This is a genomic window from Pseudomonas sp. WT-JTC (assembly GCF_056711565.1).
In genome coordinates this window covers 3,667,021-3,689,800 of sequence record NZ_CM160042.1, presented here as the reverse complement: position 1 = coordinate 3,689,800, position 22,780 = coordinate 3,667,021, and the positions used below count along the sequence as shown (strand labels likewise).

At 60.9% G+C, this 22,780-nt stretch carries 18 protein-coding genes; 10 read left to right on the top strand and 8 right to left on the bottom strand.

Annotated elements, in window-relative coordinates:
- Window positions 1-10: 10 nt before the first annotated feature.
- The 6 genes from AC06G5_RS16840 to AC06G5_RS16815 all read right to left on the bottom strand — a co-directional run bounded on the left by AC06G5_RS16840 (window position 11) and on the right by AC06G5_RS16815 (window position 6,975).
- Window positions 11-1,687, bottom strand: coding sequence for a PqiB family protein (locus AC06G5_RS16840; protein WP_413426707.1), 1,677 nt, complete (start codon window positions 1,685-1,687; stop codon window positions 11-13).
- Entirely contained in the window at window positions 1,668-2,324 is a 657-nt protein-coding gene (locus AC06G5_RS16835) for a paraquat-inducible protein A (RefSeq protein ID WP_413426709.1), read from the bottom strand. The genes AC06G5_RS16840 and AC06G5_RS16835 overlap by 20 nt, the downstream gene beginning before the upstream one ends.
- Window positions 2,321-2,917 (bottom strand): paraquat-inducible protein A, encoded by a 597-nt coding sequence (locus AC06G5_RS16830; RefSeq protein WP_413426711.1) that lies wholly within the window; start codon window positions 2,915-2,917, stop codon window positions 2,321-2,323. The genes AC06G5_RS16835 and AC06G5_RS16830 overlap by 4 nt, the downstream gene beginning before the upstream one ends.
- A 142-nt stretch (window positions 2,918-3,059) precedes the next feature.
- Window positions 3,060-4,361 (bottom strand): NAD(P)/FAD-dependent oxidoreductase, encoded by a 1,302-nt coding sequence (locus tag AC06G5_RS16825; protein ID WP_413426713.1) that lies wholly within the window; start codon window positions 4,359-4,361, stop codon window positions 3,060-3,062.
- Window positions 4,358-5,446 carry a polyamine ABC transporter substrate-binding protein gene (locus AC06G5_RS16820; protein ID WP_413704675.1) on the bottom strand — a complete coding sequence of 363 codons (1,089 nt, stop codon included), beginning with the start codon at window positions 5,444-5,446 and terminating at the stop codon, window positions 4,358-4,360. Before AC06G5_RS16820 ends, AC06G5_RS16825 begins: the two co-directional genes overlap by 4 nt.
- Window positions 5,447-5,616: 170 nt before the next feature.
- Window positions 5,617-6,975: a glutamine synthetase family protein gene (locus tag AC06G5_RS16815; RefSeq protein WP_413426717.1), complete on the bottom strand. Its 1,359-nt coding sequence runs from the start codon at window positions 6,973-6,975 to the stop codon at window positions 5,617-5,619.
- A gap of 161 nt (window positions 6,976-7,136) precedes the next feature.
- Between AC06G5_RS16815 and AC06G5_RS16810 the strand changes: the two genes are divergently transcribed.
- Window positions 7,137-8,069, top strand: coding sequence for a helix-turn-helix domain-containing protein (locus AC06G5_RS16810; protein WP_413426719.1), 933 nt, complete (start codon window positions 7,137-7,139; stop codon window positions 8,067-8,069).
- Here AC06G5_RS16810 and AC06G5_RS16805 read toward each other — a convergent pair.
- Window positions 8,066-8,662: a cupin domain-containing protein gene (locus AC06G5_RS16805; RefSeq protein ID WP_413426721.1), complete on the bottom strand. Its 597-nt coding sequence runs from the start codon at window positions 8,660-8,662 to the stop codon at window positions 8,066-8,068. The two genes, AC06G5_RS16810 and AC06G5_RS16805, sit on opposite strands and share 4 nt — an antisense overlap.
- A 185-nt stretch (window positions 8,663-8,847) precedes the next feature.
- Window positions 8,848-10,809: an oxidoreductase gene (locus tag AC06G5_RS16800; protein ID WP_413426723.1), complete on the bottom strand. Its 1,962-nt coding sequence runs from the start codon at window positions 10,807-10,809 to the stop codon at window positions 8,848-8,850.
- 316 nt (window positions 10,810-11,125) lie between these two features.
- Here AC06G5_RS16800 and AC06G5_RS16795 point away from each other — a divergent pair, with 316 nt between their 5' ends.
- The 9 genes from AC06G5_RS16795 to AC06G5_RS16755 all read left to right on the top strand — a co-directional run bounded on the left by AC06G5_RS16795 (window position 11,126) and on the right by AC06G5_RS16755 (window position 22,767).
- A complete protein-coding gene (locus AC06G5_RS16795) occupies window positions 11,126-12,175 on the top strand; it encodes an ABC transporter substrate-binding protein (RefSeq protein ID WP_413426725.1) in 1,050 nt (349 codons plus the stop codon).
- 75 nt (window positions 12,176-12,250) lie between these two features.
- Entirely contained in the window at window positions 12,251-13,039 is a 789-nt protein-coding gene (locus AC06G5_RS16790) for a class II aldolase/adducin family protein (protein WP_413704678.1), read from the top strand.
- A gap of 249 nt (window positions 13,040-13,288) precedes the next feature.
- Complete coding sequence (locus AC06G5_RS16785) at window positions 13,289-13,936, top strand: TetR family transcriptional regulator C-terminal domain-containing protein (protein WP_480457660.1); 648 nt, start codon at window positions 13,289-13,291, stop codon at window positions 13,934-13,936.
- Between the two features lie 92 nt (window positions 13,937-14,028).
- Window positions 14,029-14,745: a response regulator gene (locus AC06G5_RS16780; RefSeq protein ID WP_480457658.1), complete on the top strand. Its 717-nt coding sequence runs from the start codon at window positions 14,029-14,031 to the stop codon at window positions 14,743-14,745.
- A 5-nt stretch (window positions 14,746-14,750) separates the two neighbouring features.
- A complete protein-coding gene (locus tag AC06G5_RS16775; protein WP_480457656.1) occupies window positions 14,751-15,524 on the top strand; it encodes a substrate-binding periplasmic protein in 774 nt (257 codons plus the stop codon).
- A complete protein-coding gene (locus tag AC06G5_RS16770) occupies window positions 15,521-17,776 on the top strand; it encodes an ATP-binding protein (protein WP_480457654.1) in 2,256 nt (751 codons plus the stop codon). Before AC06G5_RS16775 ends, AC06G5_RS16770 begins: the two co-directional genes overlap by 4 nt.
- 208 nt (window positions 17,777-17,984) lie before the next feature.
- Window positions 17,985-19,409 carry an amino acid permease gene (locus AC06G5_RS16765; protein ID WP_480457652.1) on the top strand — a complete coding sequence of 475 codons (1,425 nt, stop codon included), beginning with the start codon at window positions 17,985-17,987 and terminating at the stop codon, window positions 19,407-19,409.
- Window positions 19,410-20,764: 1,355 nt separating this feature from the next.
- The gene (locus AC06G5_RS16760) at window positions 20,765-21,556 is read left to right on the top strand and encodes an enoyl-CoA hydratase/isomerase family protein (RefSeq protein WP_413427972.1); all 792 of its coding nucleotides are present in this window, start codon (window positions 20,765-20,767) and stop codon (window positions 21,554-21,556) included.
- A gap of 50 nt (window positions 21,557-21,606) precedes the next feature.
- Window positions 21,607-22,767 carry an acyl-CoA dehydrogenase family protein gene (locus AC06G5_RS16755; protein ID WP_008021395.1) on the top strand — a complete coding sequence of 387 codons (1,161 nt, stop codon included), beginning with the start codon at window positions 21,607-21,609 and terminating at the stop codon, window positions 22,765-22,767.
- Window positions 22,768-22,780: the final 13 nt, after the last annotated feature.

The window sequence follows — 22,780 nt, the reverse complement described above, 5'->3', positions numbered from 1 at the left end:
GCTCCTGTGTTCAATTGCGCGGTGGCCCTTGCAGATCCATCGGGGCGGCATTGTTCGGACGGCCGCGAACCAGCGATTCCGGATGCCGTCCCAGGTAATCCGAAAGATCACGCAAGGATCTCGACGTGCGTCCCAGTTCATCCAGGGTCTGCCCCAGTTTTTCCCGTTGCGGCGAGTCCTCGGCCAAGGTCGTGCTGGCGGATTGCAGGGTCGAATTGGCCGTTTCCAGCGTCTTGCTGACATCCGACAAGGTGGATTGCACGCCAGGCAGGATCTTGCCGTTGAATTGCATCATGCCTTTGCGCAGTTCGACGAGATTGCCATCCAGGTTGCCGGCGATACGCTCGATCGGCAGTTTGTTGAGCTTGTCGACCATGGATTCGAGTTTTTCCTGCAATTGCTCGAGGCTGCCCGGAATGGTCGGAATCACGACCGGGCGTGCGTTTGCATCGAAAGCGACTTTTTCTGCCTTGGGGTAGAAATCCAGGGAGATGTACAACTGGCCGGTCAGGAAGTTACCGGTGCGGGCCTGGGCCCGCAGGCCGTTGTCGATAAAGGTGCCCATCAGACGCACACCCCCGGCTTCGTCATTGGGATCATGACTGAGCGCCTTGAGCATTTTGATGTGGGCCTGGCCCAGGCGTTGCGGGTAGATCACAATGCCGACGTTGACCGGAAAGGAACGTTTTTTCTCGTCGTAATCCAGATTCACCGCCACCACCTTGCCGATTTCCACCCCGAGGAACTCTACCGGAGCATCCACCTTGAGCCCGCGCAGTGCCTGGTCGAATCGCATGGCCAGGTACTGCGGCTTGCCGTTTGGCGGGGCGAGGGCGGTTTGTTGGTCGTCGAACAGCTCGTAGGCATATTCTGCCGCAGCAGGTTTATCGTCAGGGCTGTAGTCTGGCGCGCGGAAGGCAATGCCGCCCACCAGCAAGGAAGACAACGATTCGGTCTTGACCGCAAAACCATTGGCACCGACGTTCACGTCAATACCGCTGGCGTTCCAGAAACGGGTGTTTTCGGTGACGTATTTGTCATTGGGTGCATGGATGAACAGTTCTATGTTCACGCCCTTGCCGTCCGGGTCCAGTGCATAGGCCACCACTTGACCCACCGGGATCTTGCGGTAGTAAACCGGAGAGCCGATATCCAGCGACCCCAGGTCCTGTGTGAACAGGGTGAAACGCTTGCCCGGCTCGCCGTAGGTGATGGGCGGCGGGTTTTCCAGCCCCTTGAAGTTTTTTGCCCGGCCGTTGGCCTGGCCGATATCGGCACCGATGTAATCTCCCGATAGCAGCGTATCGATACCGGATACACCGCCAGCGCCAATTCGCGGTCGCACGACCCAGAATTGCGAATCTTCGCGGGTAAAGCTTTCGGCCTGCTTGGCCAGTTTGATGGTGGCGTTGACACTCTTCTGGTCATCGCTCAATTCCACATCGGAGACATGACCGATCACGACATTACGGTATTTGACCTCGGTTTTATTCGCGGTCAGGCCGTCCCCGGTCTTGAACGTGACAATGATGGTCGGGCCTTCCTGCAGCATGCTGTGAACCACCAGCGAAATACCCACCAGCACCGCCACGATCGGGACGATCCAGACCAGCGAGACACTGAAGCGGCGGGTCTTGATCGGCGCCGGCCCGGGGGCTTGCGGCCCGTCAGTGGCTTGTGACTTCATCCGTGACCTCCTCATTGTTTGGGTTTTCGCGTTCTTTATCCCAGATCATGCGTGGATCGAAACTCATCGCCGACAGCATGGTGAACACCACAACCAGACCAAAAAACAGAATGCCCGGACGCGGTTCGATGTCGGCCAGGGCCTGGAATTTCACCAGCGAGGCCACCAGGGCGACAACGATCACATCGAGCATCGACCAGTAGCCGATGACCTCGACGAACCGGTACAGCTTCGATCGTTCCATGCGCGCCCACTCGCTGTCGCGGTGCACGGTGACCAGCAGCAAGGTGATGGCGACGAACTTGACGCCCGGCACCGCGATACTGGCAATGAAAATGATCAGGGCAATGTCCCAGGCGCCGGCTTCCCAGAACTCCAGCACGCCGCTCATGATCGTGCTGTCGGAACCGTTGCCGACCATTTCGGTGTTCATCACCGGCAGCAAATTGGCCGGGATGTAAAACACCAGGGCGGCGATCATGTAGGCCCAGGTCCGGGCCAGCGAATTGGTTTTGCGTCGGTGCAAAGGTGCGCCGCAGCGTTCGCATTCGTGAGGGTCGTCAGTCATGTCGCAGGCCAGCCCGCAGCTGTGACACAGGCACAGGTTGAGCTCGTCGGCGTACGGAGGCGTGCTCATAAAATGTCCCATAAGTCGCGGATATCGCGCCCGGCGATGCGGATCATCATCAGACTCAGCGCAGCCAGGGCAAACAGCCCTATGCCGGGCAGCACATCAAGCAGTCCGGCGAGTTTGATCACGGCAACCATGGCGCCCAGCAGGCAGACTTCGAGCATGCTCCAGGGCCGCAAGGCTTCCAGCCAGCGCATGCAGAATTTGAACCCGGGCGAGCGTTGCCGGGCGAGGGCGAAGCCCAACACCCAGATCAGCAGCAACAACTGGAAGATCGGCGCAATGATCATGGCGATCGCCGCCACCATGGCGATGAATGTGATGGGCCCCAGGCTCAGGGCCAACACCGAGTCCCACAGGGTCGCACTGTTTTTCATGCCTTTTAGGCTGATGCTCATCACCGGATAGAAATTGGTGAACAGCCATAGCATCAACGCCGTGAAGGTCAGCGCAAGACGCTGTTCGACCGTGAGGCCGTTATAGCGTTGAAGCACACCGCCGCAGCGCGTACACAGGGTTTTCTGATGTTTTGCGAGCGTTACTTTCTGGTACACGCTGTCGCAGTGCTCGCAGATGATCAGCTGATCAGTAGTTGCCATGGGCCAGGCTCAACAGAAGGCAGGAAATTCAGAGCACCCCCTCAATATAGAAGTGCCTTGCAATTGAGCAAATCGAAAGTCGAAACAACGGAATCGAGTGAGAGTGGGAGCGGCGGTGCGGCGATCCCACAGGATGATTGTTTCAGCCGAGCATTTCCCGCATCCGATACCAGAACATGCCAAGGGCCAGCAGTGGCGAGCGCAGGGCACGCCCGCCGGGGAAGGTCATGTGCGGCACGGCGCTGAACACGTCGAAGCCTTTGCTGTGGCCGGCATTGATCGCTTCGCCCAAGAGCCTGGCGCACCAGTGAGTCACGTTCAGGCCATGGCCGGAGTAACCCTGGGCGTAGTACACGTTCGGGTGCTGGCTCAAGCGCCCGACCTGCGGGAAGCGGTTGGCCGAGATGCCAATCATGCCGCCCCACTGAAAATCGATGCGCGCACTGGCCAGTTGCGGGAAGACCTTGAGCATCTGCGGGCGCATGTAGGCAGCGATGTCCGAAGGATCGCGCCCGGAGTAATGACAGGCGCCGCCGAACAACAAGCGCCGGTCAGCCGAGAGCCGGTAGTAATCCAGGCCGACTTTCTGGTCGCACAAAGCGACGTTGTGAGGGATCAGTTGTCTGGCGGCGTCTTCTGACAGGGGTTCGGTGGCGATGATGTAGCTGCCCGCCGGGAGCACTTTGCCGCTGAGTTTCGGTTCCAGCTCTTCCAGATGGGCATTGCACGCCAGCACCAACGTGCCCGCACGCACCGTGCCACCGCCACAGCGTACTTGCACGGTGCTGCCGTGGATCAGCTCCAGCACCGGGCTCTGCTCGAAGATCTGCACGCCAAGGGATTCGGCGACTTGCGCTTCGCCGAGTGCCAGGTTCAGCGGATGCAGGTGGCCCGAGCCCATGTCTACCAGGCCGCCGGCGTAAACGCCGGAGTTCACCACGTGCTCGCGGATCTGGTCAGGTTCGATCAAGCGGGTTTCATGAGCGTAACCGGACTCAAGCAGTTCGGCGTGCTCGGCCTTCAACCCGGCAAAGTGTGCCGGGGTGTTGGCCAGTTCGCAGAAGCCCCAGCGCAGGTCGCAATCGATGCCGTGTTCGCGGATGCGATTGGCCACGACTTGCACCGACTCGGTCCCGGCGTGTTCCAGGTATTGCACGCCATCGGCGCCGATGTGTTTGGCGAAACCGCTGACGTCATGGCCGATACCACGAATCAACTGGCCGCCGTTGCGCCCGCTGGCACCCCAGCCAATCCGCCGGGCCTCCAGCAGGACCACCGAGAGCCCGCGCTGGGCCAGTTCGATGGCGGTGTTGATGCCGGTGAAACCCGCGCCGACCACGCAGACATCGGCTTCAAGGTCCGAGGCCAGCGCGGGACGCTGCTTCATGCCCTTGGCGGACGCCGCGTAATAGGAGAGGGCGTGTTCCTTGGTGTACTGATTCATTTGTTGGACTTCACTTTGCTCCACGAGCGGGTCATCAGGCGCATGATCGACTGCGGCGGCGTGGTGGAGATGTAGAGTTTGTCGAGGACTGCCTGGGATGGATAAACCTCGGGATTGCTGACCAGCTCAGGGTCCATGTACTGCTTGGCGGCCGGGTTCGGGTTGGCATAGCCGACCGACGCACTGACCTTGGCGATCACTTGCGGGTCCAGCAGGTTGTTGATGAAGGCGTGGGCTTCTTTCGGATTGCTGGCGTCGGCGGGGATGGCCAGCAGGTCAAACCACAGGTTGGCGCCTTCTTTGGGAATGGCGTAGGCGATGTTTACACCGTTTTTTGCTTCCTTGGCACGGTTGGCGGCCTGGAACACGTCGCCCGAGTAACCGAACGCTACGCAGATGTCGCCGTTGGCCAAGTCCGAGACGTACTTGGAGGAGTGGAAGTAGGTGATGTAAGGGCGGATCTGCAGCAGCTTGGCCTCGGCCTTTTTGAAGTCCTCGGGGTTTTCGCTGCGCGGGTCCATGCCCATGTAGTTGAGAATCGCCGGGAACACTTCGTCCGCCGAGTCCATCATCGACACGCCGCAGGCGCTGAGCTTCTTGATGTTTTCCGGTTCGAACAGCACGGCCCAGGAATCGATGTGATCGATGCCCAGCACCTGCTTGACCTTGTCGACGTTATAGCCGATGCCATTGGTACCCCACAGGTACGGCACCGAGTGCGCGTTGGCCGGATCGTTTTTTTCCAGCAGCGTCAGCAGTTTCGGGTCGAGGTTGTTGAAATTCGGCAGTTGCTCGCGATCGAGCTTGAGGAACGCACCGGCCTTCACCTGGCGAGCGAGGAAGTGGTTCGACGGCACCACCACGTCATACCCGGTACGACCGGCAAGCAGTTTGCCCTCCAGGGTTTCGTTGGAATCGAATACGTCGTAGATCACCTTGATCCCGGTTTTGGCCTGGAAGTCGGCGAGGGTGGTTTCGCCGATGTAGTCGGTCCAGTTGTAGACACTGACTTGTGCCTGAGCCTGGGCACCGGCACTGAACAGCGCTGCCAGCGCGAGCGGGACCATGGATTTCAATAGACGCATATCGACACCTTTTCGAATTGTTGGATTTTCAGGCGTTGGCGTTCTCCCTGTGGGAGCGGGCTTGCTCGCGAAGGGGCCGGGTCAGCCAGCATTTTTGCTGAATGACACACCGCATTCGCGAGCAAGCCCGCTCCCACAGGGGGACGCGGTTGCAGGCTGGATTTGGTTTATCAGACGCTGAGCATCAGGAACTCACGTTCCCAGGAGCTGATCACCCGTTTGAAGTTCTCGTGCTCGGCGCGCTTGACCGCGACATAGCCCCGCACGAACTTGCTGCCCAGGTAGCGGCTGATGGTGTCGCATTCTTCCATCTGGGTCAGGGCATCCTCGATGGTGATCGGCAGGCGCAGATTGCGACGCTCATAGGCACGGCCCTGTACCGCTGCGCTCGGCTCGATGCGCTCGACCATGCCCAGGTAACCGCACAGCAGGCTGGCGGCGATGGCCAGGTACGGGTTGGCATCGGCGCCCGGCAGCCGGTTCTCGACGCGCATGGCGTCCGGGCTGGAGGTTGGCACGCGCAGGCCGACGGTGCGGTTTTCTTCGCCCCATTCGACGTTCACCGGCGCCGAGGTATCCGGCAGGAAGCGGCGGAACGAGTTGACGTTCGGCGCAAACATCGGCAGCACTTTCGGGATGTACTTCTGCAAGCCACCGATGTGATGCAGGAACAGCTCGCTCATGTTGCCATCGGCATCGGCAAAGATCGGCTGGCCGGTGGCAATGTCTACCACGCTCTGGTGAAGGTGCATGGCGCTGCCAGGCTCATCGCCGACCGGTTTGGCCATGAAGGTTGCCGCCACGTTGTGCTTGAGCGCCGCTTCACGCATGGTGCGCTTGAACACGGTGATCTGGTCGGCGAGGTCCAGTGCGTTGCCATGACGGAAGTTGATTTCCATCTGTGCCGGGCCGTCTTCATGGATCAGCGTGTCGAGGTCCAGGCCTTGCAGTTCGCACCAGTCGTAGACGTCTTCGAACAGCGGATCGAATTCGTTGGCCGCGTCAATGGAGAACGACTGACGACCGCTTTCGGCGCGGCCCGAACGGCCCATCGGCGCCTTGAGCGGCAAGTCCGGATCTTCGCAGCGCTGGGTCAGGTAGAACTCCATTTCCGGCGCGACAATCGGCCGCCAGCCTTTGTCGGTGTACAACTGCAGGACTTTTTTCAGCACGTTGCGCGGTGACAGTTCGATTGGGTTGCCGAACTTGTCGAAGGTGTCGTGGATCACGATGGCGGTCGGCTCGATGGCCCATGGCACCACGTAGACGGCGTCGGCGTCCGGCTTGCAGACCATGTCGATATCGGCCGGATCGAGCAGGTCGTAGTAGATGTCGTCGTCGACAAAGTCCCCGGTTACCGTTTGCAACAGCACACTTTCCGGCAGGCGCATGCCTCGCTCATGCAGGAACTTGTTGGTGGGTGCGATTTTGCCGCGTGCAATGCCGGTCAGGTCGCTGACGACGCACTCGACTTCGGTAATCTTGTGATCTTTCAGCCAAGTGAACAGCTGATCGAAAGGGGCATTCATAAAGACCTCGTTATTGGTTTTATTAACGCCAGGAGAGGCCGGTTTCATCCGCCGGACACTTCCCCTGTAGCGCGTTGACGTCTATCTTGGGCGAGCCTTGCAGTTCCATCTATCCACTTTAAGCAGCACAAAGCGCACCAAAAGAGTGCGTAAGGTCACTTATGTCGACGTGCAATTCACTCCGGGTCCAAGCCTTCAATACCGCCGATGTCGCCGAGCAAATCCGCGCCACGCCGGGCTGGGTCCAGCATTACCAACAGATGTCGCCGGGGCATTTCGCAGGTAGGGTGCGCTACCTGGATCTACAGGGCGTGGAGATTTACGAAGAGCACATGAACACCCGGGTCGAGCAGAATTTCAGCGCGCCCCAGGGGTCGCTGTCGTTCTGCTTCGATCGCGGCGACAACGCGCTGTATGTGTTGAATGGCGAAAGTCGCAACATCTGGATTACCCCAGAGAACTACCAGGAAATCGCCGTGGTATTCGGTCCGGAGTTTGTAAAACGCCATAGCCTCGACATCGCCCGGCTCGAAGGGCTGTTCATGGCACCGCTCAATTCTCAGCAGAATGCGCTGTTCTGCAGTTGGCTCAGCGGTACCCTGACGCGGCTGTCACAGACCTTCGACCCACCGAGCCGCGAAGCGCTGACCCAACAGCTGCTGGAAGACTGTCTGTTCATTCTTGACAACGCGTGTGTCGGCCTCGACCAGGGCGCATTGCAGCGCCGAGCGGGAGAGCGGGCGATCATGAAGCGGGTAGGGGAATGGGCGGCGGACACCCCGGAAGAACACCTCAACCTGCTGGAGCTGTCCCAGGTTGCCGGGGTTTCACTGCGCCAGTTGCAGCATGCGTTCAAGACCTACACCGGCATGGCGCCGACCCAATGGCTGCGCTTGCGCCGACTCAACAGCGCCCGCCGCGAACTGCTGAGCCGCACGCCCGCGCAAACCACCGTGGCCGAAGTGGCCATGCATTGGTCGTTCTGGCATTTGGGGCGGTTTTCCAGCAGCTATCGTGCGCTGTTCAAGGAATTGCCGAGCGACACCCTCAAGCGTGCGAGTGTCGCGCAGCCAGTCGGGCGCGGCCGGCGTTAGAACGTCGGCGGCGTAATCACCCAGATCACCACCGCGTCCACCTCGCCGGGATTACCGTAACGGTGAGGTTCCTGGCTGGAAAAGCTGAAGCTGTCGCCTTCATTGAGCTGGAAGTGACGCTCGCCAACCCACAGCTCAAAACTGCCGGACAGCAGGAAACCGGCTTCTTCACCTTCGTGGCTGTAGCTTTGCTGGCTGTAGGTGCCGGGCGGGAAACGCGAGTGGAGCATTTCCAGTTGACGGTTGGCTTGCGGCGTCAGCAACTGGTCGACGATGCCGTCTTCGTAATGCACGTTCAGGCGGCTGTTCTTGCGCACCACCACGCCATCGTCCTCGGGGGCGGTGACCGCTTCACTGGCGAAGAACCACTGGATGGTGACACCGAGGCTGCGGGCAATGTTGAACAGCGCCGGAATCGACGGGTAGGCGAGGTTGCGTTCCAGCTGGCTGATGTAACCGGCGGTGAGTTCGCTCTGTTGCGCCAGTTCCGCCAGGGTCATGCCCCGACGTTTGCGCAGGCCGCGAATGCGCGTGCCGAGAAAATGCGGTTCGGCGTTGCCGGGTGCGGGCGGGGTCGTGCTGTTGTTGCTCATAATCAATTCCGAACCGGAGGAATGGCGCAAATCCCTTGTCTCTTGTAGGAGCGAGCTTGCTCACGATGGTCGTTAACGATAACGCTGGAAGCCTGACACCCAGCAGTGTTCTCGGGTTCATCGCGAGCAGAGCTCGCTCCTACAGGGTTGGTGTTAGCCATTAAAGCCCCGGAGTATAAACAGCCTTAAAGTTCCCACGCGACTTTCAGGCCTTCATATATCGCTTCTTCGACAGTGCGCGGCGCCAGGCAGTCGCCGATGCGGCGAAACTCAACCAACCCCTGCAGCTCGGCACCCAGGGTATCCACCGGCTGGTGACCCTGGCACAGCACCAGGGTGTCGATGTTCTCCATCAGCATCGGTTCGCCACTGGCGGTGTGTTGCAGGTAGACCGTGTTGTCATCGCAGCCATACAGGCGCGCATACGGCGTGATCGGCACCCCCAGTTTATGCAGCTCGCCGGCCAGTTGATCGCGCACGTACAGTGGCAGGTTTTCCCCGCAATGGGTGCCGTTGACCGCCAGTTGTACCTGATGCCCGGTGCGAACCAGGCGCTCGGCGATGCCGGGGCCGATCCAGTCGCAGCGCCAGTCGACCACCACCACCGAACGGCCGATCTGTACTTCATCGCGCAGTACTTGCCAGGCGTCTACCACCTGTAGCTCACCACCGCGCTCAAAGGCTGGCCAATACGGCTCGGCACCGGTAGCGACGATCACCATGTCCGGTTTTTGCTGTTCCACCAGTGCCCGGTCGACCCGTGTGTTGCGCACCACGCGCACCCCGGCCAGCTCCATTTCCCGCTGCAGGTTGGTGCTGGCACCGCCGAATTCACTGCGCCGTGGCAGCAGTTGTGCAAGCAACACCTGACCGCCCAGTTGTGAACCGGCTTCGTACAGGGTCACGTCGTGTCCACGCTGGGCAGCGACGGCGGCGGCTTTCATGCCGGCCGGGCCGCCGCCGGCGATCATGATGCGCTTGCGATTGATTGTCGGTTTACGTTCGCCAAAAATCAGTTCGCGACCGGTTTCCGGGTGCTGGATGCAGGAAATCGGCAAGCCTTTGTGGAAGTGCCCGATGCACGCCTGATTGCAGGCGATACAGGCGCGCACGTCTTCCACGCGGCCGGTATCGGTCTTGTTGGGCATCTGCGGGTCGCAGATCAGCGCGCGGGTCATGCCGCAGACATCGGCCTGGCCCCGGGCCAGAATCAGCTCGGCTTCCTGGGGCTGGTTGATGCGCCCGGTGACGAACAACGGAATGTTCAGGCTGGCCTTGAACGTTCCGGCTTCCCGGGCCAGGTACGCTGCTTCGATCGCCATGGGCGGCACGATGTGCACCGCGCCGCCAAGCGACGCCGAGGTGCCGGCGACGATGTGCACATAATCGAGCTGCGCTTGCAGCGACTGCACGGCGGCCAGGGATTCATCTTCGGTCAGGCCTTCCGGGTCGCGCTCGTCGGCAGAAATGCGCAGGCCGACGATGAACTGCTCATCGGTCGCCCCGCGCACGGCTTTGATGACTTCGCGCAGAAAACGCAAACGCTGGTCCAGTTCACCGTTGTAGCCATCGGTGCGCCGGTTGACCCGCGGATTGATGAATTGCGCCGGCAGGTAACCGTGGCTGGCGACCACCTCGACGCCATCGATCCCGGCCTGATGCAGTCGCCGGGCGGCAGCGGCATAACCGGCGACGATCTCGTCGATCATGGCCTGATCCAGCGCGCGGGGCATCACCCGGAAGCGTTCGTTGGGCACCGACGAGGCGGAGTAGGCCACCGCCAGCAGGCCATCGCTGGACTCCATGATTTCCCGCCCCGGATGGAACACCTGGGACAACACTACGGTGCCGTGGGCATGGCAGGTTTGCGCCAGTTTGCGGTAACCCTCGATGCACGCATCGTCGGTGGCCATCAATACGTGGGAGGTGTAGCGCGCACTGTCGTGCACACCGGCCACTTGCAGCACGATCAGCCCGGCGCCGCCTTCGGCCCGCGCCCGGTGATAGGCGATCAATTGCTCATTGACCAGGTTGTCGGTGGGCATCGACGTGTCGTGACCACTGGACATGATGCGGTTTTTCAGGCGCTTGCCGCGGATCTCCAGGGGTTCGAACAGGTGCGCGAAGGCAGGTGTCGAGGTCGGCATGGTGCGGGTACTCCAGGCAGGCTGAGCTCTGTAGGAGCGAGCTTGCTCGCGATGGACGTTAACGATAACGCGTGTTGTCTGGATGAACGCGTCGCCCTCAGGTCCATCGCGAGCAAGCTCGCTCCTACAGAGGCAAAAGGTTTTCGGTGTTGTTATTTTCAGCTATAGAAATTTACCTTCAGTAAAAAATCAACTTGTTTTTTTACTGCGCCTTGCAGTAATTTCACTTCGAGCCTGCTCCTGGGGCTTACCTCACAACAATAAAAAAGGGCCTGGGCGGAATGTGTCCGCAGGGCACCTGCCAGAGGAACCACTGATGAAATCGAATACGCTCAAGCACGGTTTTTATCCCTTGGTGTTGTCCGTGGCCATGGGCCTGGGCAGTGCCCAGGCAGCATCGGACATGGTGGTGGTCGGTTACGGCGGAGCCGGACAAAAAGCCCAGGACGTGGCGTTCTTTCAACCTTTCGCCGCCGTGGATCAAAGCAAAGTGATCCAGAGCGAATACAACGGCGAGATGGCCAAAATCAAAGTGATGGTCGACACCGGCAACGTCGATTGGGACGTGGTGCAGATCGAAGGCCCGGACCTGATGCGCGGCTGCGAAGAGGGCATGTACGAACGCCTGGACTGGACGCGCCTGGGGCACGCCGACCAGCTGATCCCCGAAGCGGCACAGGAGTGCGGTTCCGCCGCGCTGGTGTGGAGCGTGGCGATTGCCTACGACACCGACAAACTGGCCCAGGCCCCGACCTCGTGGGCAGACTTTTGGGACGTGAAGAAAACCCCCGGCAAACGCGGGCTGCGTAAACGCGCGGTGTACAACCTGGAGTTCGCCTTGCTGGCCGACGGCGTGAAAACCGAAGACGTCTACAAGGTACTCGGCACCCCGCAAGGCGTGGACCGGGCATTCGCCAAACTCACTGAACTCAAGCCTTACATCCAGTGGTGGGAAGCCGGCGCGCAACCGCCACAGTGGCTGACCGCCGGCGACGTGGTGATGACCTCGACCTACAGCGGACGCATCGCCGACGCCGCGCAGAAAGGCAGCCATCTCGGCCTGGTCTGGCCCGGCAGCCTGTACGGCATGGACTACTGGGCGATCATCAAAGGCTCCAAACATGTGGATCAGGCCAAGCGTTTCATTGCCTTCGCCAATCAGCCGGACGCCCAGGTCAACTATGTGCAGCAGATCCCTTACGGCCCGACCAACACCCAGGCCGCCGCGCGACTGGACGACAAACTGGCGCAATGGGTGCCCACTGCGCCGCAGAATCTCAAGGGTGCACTGTCGATGAACGTCGGTTTCTGGGTCGATCATGGCGAAGAGCTCGAAGAGCGCTTCAACGCCTGGGCCAGCAAATAAACGCGGATGGCTGGACGTGTCGAAGCGTCCAGCCTTGCTGTCTTCCTCAGCCGATCAGCCTGGAGAACCAGAACAATGAACAAAATCGCCAGCCATCTGGCCCCTGAGCGCAGCGCAATCGAGCAGCGTCTGCGTGAGGAATTGGCGGCCTGTTACCGCCTGATTGCGCACTTTCGCATGACCGATTTGATCTTCACCCACATCTCGGTGCGCATTCCGGGGCCGGAACATCACTTTCTGATCAACCCTTACGGGCTGATGTTCGATGAAATCACGGCGTCGAACCTGGTGAAGATCGACCTTGATGGCCACGCCGTCGAGCCATCGCCGTATCCGGTCAACCCGGCCGGTTTCGTGATCCACAGCGCCATCCACGGCGCCCGTGAAGATGCGCAATGCGTGCTGCACACCCACACCAGATCCGGGTGCGCGGTGGCGGCGTTGAAGTGTGGGTTGTTGCCGGTGAGCCAGATTTCCATGGAGTTCCATGGCCGGGTTGCCTACCACGACTACGAAGGAGTCGCGCTGGACCTGAGCGAGCAAGAGCGCCTGGTTCAGGATATCGGCGATAAGCCGGTGCTGATGCTGCGCAATCATGGATTGCTGACCGTCGGCGAGACGGTGAGCCAGGCGTTCCTGCGCATGTACTACCTGGAGAAGGCCTGTGAAATCCAGTTGGCGGCCATGGCTGCCGGAGAACTGGTGCTGCCATCGGCTGAGGTTTGCGCGCACACCGAACGCCAGTTCAATGATCCGGGGCGACCGCTGGAGGAGGGAGAGCTGAATGACCCGGATGCCATGCAATTGGCCTGGGCGGCGTTGTTGCGAATGCTGGAGCGCATTGCACCGGATTATCGCGACTGATCTCGATTTTTCGGTTGTTCAGACTGACCCCTTCGCGAGCAAGCCCGCTCCCACAGTTGATCCGGGGTTGCCGCAAATTCTGTGTACGACGCAAATCCCCTGTGGGAGCGGGCTTGCTCGCGAAGGGCACAGCACGGTCTATCAGACTGGCAGATGACTGGAGGTATTGCCCGCTCTTGCTGTACAGTCGTTCAGCCCGCCGCTTACCCGTGCGGGCTTTAACGATTGAACCTAAGGAGCGTGTCGCCCATGAATCAGGAAGCCCGTTTTTCCCGAATGGAACCGGAGTTGCGCAAAGCCAACCTGATCGAGGCGACGCTGGTGTGCCTCAAGCGTCACGGCTTCCAGGGCGCGTCGATCCGCAAGATTTCCGCCGAGGCCGGGGTCTCGGTAGGGCTGATCAGCCATCACTACTCCGGCAAGGATGAGCTGGTGGCCGAGGCCTACATGGCGATTACCGGGCGGGTCATGACCCTGCTGCGCGACGCCATGGAGCAAGCCGCGCCGAATGCCCGGGAGCGCTTGTCGGCATTTTTTCGCGGGTCGTTTTCCGCCGAACTGCTCGATCCGCAGCTGATCGATGCGTGGCTGGCGTTCTGGGGCGCGGTGAAAACCGCCGAGGCCATCAACCAGGCCCACGATCATTCCTATGGCGAGTATCGCGGCATCCTGCGCAAGTTGCTGGCGCAACTGGCCCAGGAGGAGGGCTGGGAAAGTTTCGACGCCGACCTTGCCGCCATCAGCCTCAGCGCATTGCTCGACGGCTTGTGGCTGGAGTCCGGGCTGAACCCCGGCACCTTCACCCCGGAGCAGGGCATCCAGATTTGCGAGGCCTGGGTCGATGGCTTGCAGGCCGGTGGTCGCCAGCGTTTTCGCCTGCAGACGAGCGACTGTTGATCAGTCGTTCAGCAATGGATACTCTCTGGCGCCGATGCAGGAAAACACTCTAATAAGAAACTGGCCTTCGGGCCTGAGCCGGACACCAAGCGATGACTCCTCGGGTATTGATCGTCGATGACGATCCGCTGATTCGCGATCTGCTGCACGCCTACCTGTCCCAGGAAGGCTACGACGTCCATTGCGCCGCCACGGCGGAACTGGCGGAAACCTTCCTGGCCAGCCAGACCGTGGACCTGGTGATGCTCGACATCCGCCTGCCGGGCAAGGACGGCCTGACCCTGACCCGCGAGCTGCGGGTGCGCTCGGAAGTCGGGATCATCCTCATCACCGGGCGCAACGACGAAATCGACCGCATCGTCGGCCTCGAATGTGGCGCCGATGACTACGTGATCAAACCCCTCAATCCAAGGGAACTGGTGTCCCGGGCGAAAAACCTGATACGCCGGGTACGTCATGCGCAAACGCCACAACCGGCCGTCGCAGTGGCCAAGCCGGTCAAGCAGTTCGCCGACTGGGCGCTGGACACCGACCGCCGACGCCTGATCGATCCTTCCGGCAGTGAAACCCTGTTGACCCACGGCGAATACCAGTTGCTCAGCGTGTTCCTGCGCAACAGTGGCCACACCCTCAGCCGCGACCAGTTGATGGACCAGATCCGCAACCGCGAATGGGTGCCTAACGACCGCTCCATCGACGTGCTGGTCGGGCGTCTGCGCCGCAAGTTGCACGACGATCCGGCTGAACCGCAGTTGATCATCACCATCCACGGCGCCGGTTACCTGTTCACCGCCGGTGTGGCGGCCTGAGCCTGATGACGCGATGGCTTTGCCTGCTGGCGGTTCTTGTGGCCGGGCATGCCGTCGCGGCGGATAAGGTTCGCTATTGCGATTACCCGGTGTACCCGCCGATTTCCTGGAGTGACGGCAAGCAGGTGCGCGGACTGGCGCCCAGCGTGGTGAAGCACTTGTTCGGCCAGTTGGGGTATGAGGTCGAGATGGTCGTGCTGGGCAACTGGAAACGCTGCCTGCTGGACGCCGCCGAAGGCCGGGTCGATGTGGTGCTGGCCTACAGTTCCGCGCAACGGGAACAGAGCATGCTGTTCTCGACGGTGCCGGTATTGCGTGAAGAAGTGGCGCTGTTCATCAATCGTCAGCACCCGATGAAATTCGAACAGCTGGACGACCTGGCCCATTACCGTGGCGGCCTGTTGTTCGGCGAGAGCTACGGCGTGGCGTTCGATCGCATGGTCGCGCGCTACAACAACATCGAATGGGTCTCCGACAGCCACCAGAACTTCGGCAAGCTGATTCGCGGGCGCATCGATTTCATCACCCAGGAGCGGCGCACCGGCCAGTTGTACGTGGAAAATCTGCCCGGCGGCCAGGACATCGTCGCCTTGCCCAAGGCGTTGAGCGTGGACTACCTGCGGGTCGCCGTGTCACGGCGCTCGCCATTGGCCAATCGCATGCCCGAGATCAACGCGCTGTTGCAGCGCATGGTCGATGCTGGTGACATCGAGCGCTGGCTCAACGAAAGCGAAGTGACCTACCGCGACATGATCAACCTGCCGGCGGATACGCAATGATTCGCGCCCGTCCCGGTGGACTGCTGCGACGGCTGCTGCTGTTCATTCTGTTGTTCAGCCTGTGCTTCACCGTGCTGGCCAGCAGCGTGCAACTGTACATCGAGTATCGACGGGAAATGCGCGACATCGATTCACGCATGGAGCTGATCCGCGCCGGCTACCTGGCCAGCCTGGAACGCAGCCTCTGGGACTTGAACCAGGAACAGCTGAACGTACAGTTGCGCGGCCTGGTGGACTTCTCCGACGTCGCCCGGGTGCACTTGACCAGCGCCGATTTCGACCTGGTGCAGGGCAACCCCGAGCCGGTCGGGCCGTTGCGCATCGAGCGGTTCGCCCTGGACTATCAACCGCCGTCCGGTCCGTTGCGCAACCTTGGCGAACTGGAAGTCAGCACGGATCTGGGGGCGGTGTACCAGCGTCTCTACGCCACCGGTTTGACCAGCCTGTTGTGGATGGCGGTGTTTCTCTGCGGCCTGGCCGTTGCGCTGTCGGGATTGTTTTATCGACTGGTGACCCGGCACCTGAAAGTCATGGCCGAGTTTGCCCGGCGCATCGCCTCCGGTGAATGGCAAGAACCCTTGCACCTGGACAAGCGCCGCGGCAATGACGAAATCGATACCGTGGCCCACGCACTGGATGACATGCGCCGGTCGATCCTGCGGGACATCCAGCGCCGGGAAAGCGATCGCCTGGCCTTGCAGGACAACCGTGACGAACTGCTGAAAATGGTCGAGCGCCGTACCGCCAGCCTGATGCGGGCCAAGGATGAAGCGGAAGCGGCCAACCTCGCCAAATCGCGGTTTCTGGCGACCATGAGCCACGAACTGCGCACGCCCCTCAATGGCATCCTCGGCATGGCCGAACTGTTGCGCGGCGCACGTCTGGATGCACAGGACGGCAAACGTCTGGATGCCTTGCACAAGGCCGGCGAAGGCTTGCTGACTATCCTCAACGAAGTGCTGTATTTCGCCAGGCTGGAGGAGGGCGTCAGCCATCCTGAACCGGTGGATTTCTCGCTGCGCCAGTTGCTCGACGAGGTGCTGACACTGTTGGAGCCGCGAGCGCTGAACAACGACACGATCCTGAGTTGCCGCGTTGATCAGCGGATTGCCGAGTATCACCACGGCGCCGAGCAGTTCCTGCGTCAAGTGCTGAGCAACCTGCTGGCCAACGCGATCAAGTTCACCGAAGGCGGCGAAGTCAGCGTCGAGGTGGCGCTGCTCGCTGAAACCGGCGAACAGGCCGGGCAGCGCTTGCGGGTCAGTGTCACGGACGACGGCATCGGCATTGCTCCGGCGATGCAGGCGAAGATTTTCGAGCGCTTCACCCAGGCCAGCGAAGAAGTCGCGCAGCGTTTTGGGGGCACCGGTTTGGGATTGGCGATCTGCAAACATCTGGTGGAGCAGATGGGCGGCTGCATCGGCGTGGACAGTGAAGTGGGGCGCGGCAGTTGCTTCTGGTTCGAGCTTTGCCTGCAGCCGGCCAGCGCTGTGGTGGCAGTCGCGCCGGTTCGCGCGGTAGGACCGGTCCTGAATATCCTGGTGGTCGAAGACGTGGCGCTCAACCGCGAGGTGGCCATGGGCTTGCTGCAACGGGACGGCCACCGAGTGTGGCTGGCTGAAGAGGCGCAACAGGCGCTGGAGCACTGTGCAGCGCAGGCTTTCGATCTGTTGCTGCTGGACGTTCATCTGCCGGGCATCAGCGGTGTCGAGTTATGCCGACAGATCCGCCACGGCGACGGGCCGAACCGCCATACCCGCATTTTCGCCCTGACCGCCAGCGTACAGCCGGCACTGGTGCGCGGTTATCTGGAGGCCGGCATGGACGGCATCCTGGCCAAACCCTTGAAGCTGGATAACCTGCGCCAGGTACTGGAGGGGCACACACCCGTCGCCGACTCGCTTGTGCATGACGAGACGATGGACTGGTCGCTGTTGCAGACCCATCGCAACTTGCTCGGCGAGCAAAAAGTCCAGGGCCTGCTGGCGGTGCTGCGCGACTCGATTCTTCAGCACCGCGATGCGCTGCATGAAGCCATTGCCGCCGACGACTGCACAGAGGTCGCGCAACTGGCTCACCGTCTGGCCGGCAGCTGTGATTCGCTGGGTTTTCGCTCGCTGGCCACGACGCTGAGGGCGCTGGAGACTTCGGCCCTGGTCAACGATGAATCGGCGATCCACCGCATGACCACCACGCTGGATGAAAAATTGCAGCACGCGCTGACCACCCTGAAAGGCCTGTTGCAGAGGTGACGTACAAGTTTGTTACGACTTTCTACAACTTCGATCTTTACGGTCAACGCGAACTTACATGGCTTTCCAATAATCGACGCAACCGCCGCAGCGCGGTCTTCGAAGCTTATTGGAGATAATAATAATGAATTGCCGTAAAGCTGATCCCACCCTGCGCCGTGACGTCCTGTCGCGCGCTGTACACCTCACTGACTGCTGAGGTGCCGACATGAACGAAAACACTGATCGCAGCACTGATCAAAAAGGCATTCAGCTGACCCGTGCCCTGAAAAGCCGGCACATCTTCATGCTGTCCCTGGGCGGCGTCATCGGCACCGGGCTGTTCATGGGCTCCGGGGTGACCATCAACCAGGGCGGCCCGGTGGGGGCGATCCTGGCTTACCTGGTCGCGGGTTTCCTGATGTACCTGGTGATGGTCTGCCTGGGCGAACTGTCGGTACAGATGCCGGTGTCCGGGTCGTTCCAGACCCATGCCACGAAATACATCGGCCCGGCCACCGGGTTCATGATCGGTTGGGTGTACTGGATGAGCTGGGCCACCACTGTCGGTCTGGAGTTCACCGCCGCCGGCATGCTGATGACGCGCTGGTTCCCGCATGTGCCGATCTGGTACTGGTCGGCGCTGTTCGTGGTGGTGCTGTTCGGCATCAACGCCCTGGCGACCCGCGCATTCGGTGAAGCCGAATACTGGTTCTCGGGGATCAAGGTCGCGGCGATTCTCGGTTTCATCGTGGTCGGCGTGCTGGTGATCTTCGGCGTGATGCCCCTGAGCAGCGGCGCACCCGCGCCGATGGCGACCAACCTGATCGGCGATTCGCTGTTCCCCAACGGCCTGTCAGCCGTGTTCGCGGTGATGATGACCGTGGTCTATGCGTTCCAGGGTTGCGAGATCATGGGCGTGGCCGCCGGTGAAACCGATCAGCCGGAAAAGAGCATTCCCCGCGCCGTGCGCAACGTGGTGTTCCGCGTACTGATCTTCTACGTGCTGGCGATTGTCGTGCTGTCGGCCATCGTGCCATGGCAGCAGGCGGGGCTGATGGAAAGTCCGTTCGTGCAGGTGTTCGACATGGTCGGCATTCCCTACGCCGCCGACCTGATGAACTTCGTGATCCTCACCGCGATCCTGTCGGTGGGCAACTCCGGCCTGTACGCCTCGACGCGCATCCTGTGGGCGATGTCGAAAACCGGCATGGCGCCTAAAAGCCTGTCGCCGCTGAGCAAGCGTGGGGTGCCGCTGCGTGCCTTGAGCATCACTTTATGCTTCGCGTTGGTGTCGCTGATGACCAGCTTCGTCGCCGCCGATACCTTGTTCATGGTGCTGATGGCCGTGAGCGGCATGTCCGGCACCGTGACCTGGATTGTCATCGCGCTGGCGCAGTACAAGTTCCGCAAGGCGTACTTGCGTGACGGCGGCAAACTCAGCGACCTGAAGTACCGCGCACCCTGGTTCCCGGTATTGCCGTTGATGTGCATCACACTGTGCTGCTCGCTGTTCGTGTTCCTGGCCCTGGATGAAACCCAGCGTCCGTCGCTGTATTGGGGCTTTGGATTCATTGCGCTGTGCTATGGCGCGTACTTCCTGGTTCATCGCAAGCGTCAGGCGGTGTTGGCGCCGGGCCTGCCGACCGTTTAATTCCTTCTGCCAAGTACTTTCCCTGTGGGAGCGGGCTTGCCCGCGATAGCGGTGGGTCAACCAGCAACCAGCTGACTGTCCCGGCGCCATCGCGGGCAAGCCCGCTCCCACAGTGTTTTGTGGCGTACACGGCATTTGCGAACACTGAAGTGCCCCGTAGGAGCGAGCTTGCTCGCGATGGACGTTAACGAAGACGTGCACTGTCTGATTGAACGCGGCGTGCTTGAAATTTTCGCGAGCAGGCTCGCTCCTACGGTTTTTTGTGGCCTACACGGCATTTGCGAACACTGAAGTGCCCCGTAGGAGCGAGCTTGCTCGCGATGGACGTTAACGAACACATGCACTGCCTGATTGAACGCGGTGCGCTTGAAATTTTCGCGAGCAGGCTCGCCCCTACAGTGCTTTGTGGCGTACACGGCATTTGCGAACACTGAAGTGCCCTGTAGGAGCGAGCTTGCTCGCGATGGACGTTAACGAACACATGCACTGCCTGATTGAACGCGGTGCGCTTGAAATTTTCGCGAGCAGGCTCGCCCCTACAGTGCTTTGTGGCGTACACGGCATTTGCGAACACTGAAGTGCCCTGTAGGAGCGAGCTTGCTCGCGATGGACGTTAACGAACACATGCACTGCCTGATTGAACGCGGTGCGCTTGAAATTTTCGCGAGCAGGCTCGCCCCTACAGTGCTTTGTGGCGTACGCGGCAATTGCGAACACTGAAGTGCCCTGTAGGAGCGAGCTTGCTCGCGAAGGACGTTAACGAAGACGTGCATTGTCTGATTGATCGCGGTGTGCTTGAAATTTTCGCGAGCAAGCTCGCTCCTACAGTGTTTTGTGGCGTACGCGGCAATTGCGAACACTGAAGTGCCCCGTAGGAGCGAGCTTGCTCGCGATGGACGTTAACGAACACATGCACTGCCTGATTGAACGCGGTGCGCTTGAAATTTTCGCGAGCAGGCTCGCCCCTACAGTGCTTTGTGGCGTACACGGCATTTGCGAACACTGAAGTGCCCTGTAGGAGCGAGCTTGCTCGCGAAGGACGTTAACGAAGACGTGCATTGTCTGATTGATCGCGGTGTGCTTGAAATTTTCGCGAGCAAGCTCGCTCCTACAGGTGTTTTGAGGCGGATGAGAGAACATGCGACATGTCCTGTGTCACCAGTTGTTCGAAGTTGTAACAACACCAACGGCTTATGCCCGCCATTTTTGAAATAGCTCAATAAAAACAATGGTTTAACCATCTGCTGAGCTTGTTACAGCCCATTTCTCCACCAATTGCCGCCTTACTGAACACTCGTTTAGTATGGTCTCAAGTCGCATCACCTCAGACCAATCACAATAATTCGAGGATTCCCATGACCACTCAATCGTCGCTGCTCAGCCAGGTCGAAGCAGGCGTTGCCTGGATCACCCTCAATCGCACTGCCCAGCGCAATGCGCTGGACATTCCGACGCTGAAAAACCTGCACGCCTTGCTCGACGGTTTCAACGCCGACCCTGCGGTGCGCGTGGTGGTGTTGACCGGTAGCGGCCGCAGCTTCTGCGCCGGTGCCGACCTCGATGAATGGGCTGATGCCGAAGCCCGGGGCGCGCTGGAAACCTACGGCTGGACCGAAACCGCCCACGCTCTGATGACCCGCCTGCACAGCCTGGAAAAACCGACCATCGCCGCCATCAACGGCACTGCCGTCGGCGCCGGGATGGACCTGACCCTGTGCTGCGACCTGCGCATCGCCGGGCAATCGGCCCGCTTCAAGGCCGGCTACACCAGCATGGCGTATTCGCCGGATGCGGGCGCCAGTTGGCACCTGCCGCGCCTGATCGGCAGCGAACAGGCCAAGCGCCTGCTGTTTCTCGATGAGTTGTGGGGCGCCGAGCGTGCCCTGGTCGCGGGCCTGGTCGGTGAAGTTTGCGCCGACGAGCAACTGCTGACCGCAGCCAGTGAACTGGCCGCACGCCTGGCCGCCGGACCGACCTTTGCCTTCGCCCAGACCAAAAAACTCATGCGTGAAGGCGCCGAACGCAGCCTGGCGGAACAACTGCAGGCCGAACTCGCCGCGGGCCTGCTCTGCGGTCGCAGCGAGGACGGCAACGAAGCCCTGCGCGCCGCCATGGAAAAACGCCCGGCACGCTTCATCGGCCGCTAATAGCGAACGCTTTGCACACCTCTATCAGCACACGAACAACAGGTAGCACCATGAATTTCCAACTGACCCAAGAACAAGAAATGTTGGTGGACTCGGTACGCAGCTTCGTCGAGAAGGAACTGCTGCCCTATGAAGAGCAAGTCGACCGCGCCGACGAGGTGTCCCCGGAACTGGCCGCGCAGATTCGCGGCAAGGCGATTGCCGCCGGCTTCTACGCCTTCAACATGCCGGAAGAAGTGGGCGGTGGTGGCCTGGATTACCTGTCCCAGGCGCTGATCGAACGTGAACTGTCCAAGGTGTCCTGGGCGCTGCACGTGTTCGTCGCGCGGCCGTCGAAAATCCTCATGGCCTGCAAGGGCGAGCAGATCAATGACTACCTGCTGCCGTGCATCCAGGGCGAGAAGATCGACTGCTTCGCATTGACCGAGCCGGGTGCCGGCTCCGATGCCAATGCGATCAAGACCCGCGCCGTGCGTGAAGGCGACGACTTCATTCTCAACGGCAGCAAGCATTTCATCAGCCACGCCGGCCATGCCGACTTCGCCATCGTCTTCGCCGTGACCGACACCTACGAGCACAACGGCAAGAAGCGCAATGCCGTGACCTCGTTCCTGGTCGACCGCAACACCCCGGGCATGACCATCCGCCGTGGGCCCAAGTGCGTGAGCAACCGTGGTTACCACACCTTCGAAATGTTCTTCGACGACTGCCGCGTACCGGCCAGCAAAGTGTTGGGCGAAGTCGGCAAGGGTTGGGACGTGGCCAACGCCTGGCTGACCGCCGGGCGCGTGATGGTCGCGGCCAACTGCGTCGGTCAGGCCCAGCGCGCGCTGGACGTGTCCTTGCAATGGGCGGCAGACCGCAAGCAGTTCGGCCAGCCGATCGGCACCTACCAGGGCGTGTCGTTCAAATTGGCCGACATGGCCACGCAAATCCGCGCCGCCGAACTGCTGACCCTGCACACCGCGTGGAAAATGGACCAGGGCACCATGACCGATGGCGAGGCCGGCATGGCCAAGCTGTTCGCCAGTGAAGTGCTCGGCCGTACCGCCGATGAGGCGGTGCAGATTTTCGGCGGCATGGGCCTGATGGACGAAGGTCCGGTGGAGCGCATCTGGCGTAACGCGCGGATCGAACGGATCTGGGAAGGCACCTCGGAAATCCAGCGCCACATCATTTCCCGCGAGCTGCTGCGGCCGCTGCTGCGCTGATCGGTCCGGAGAG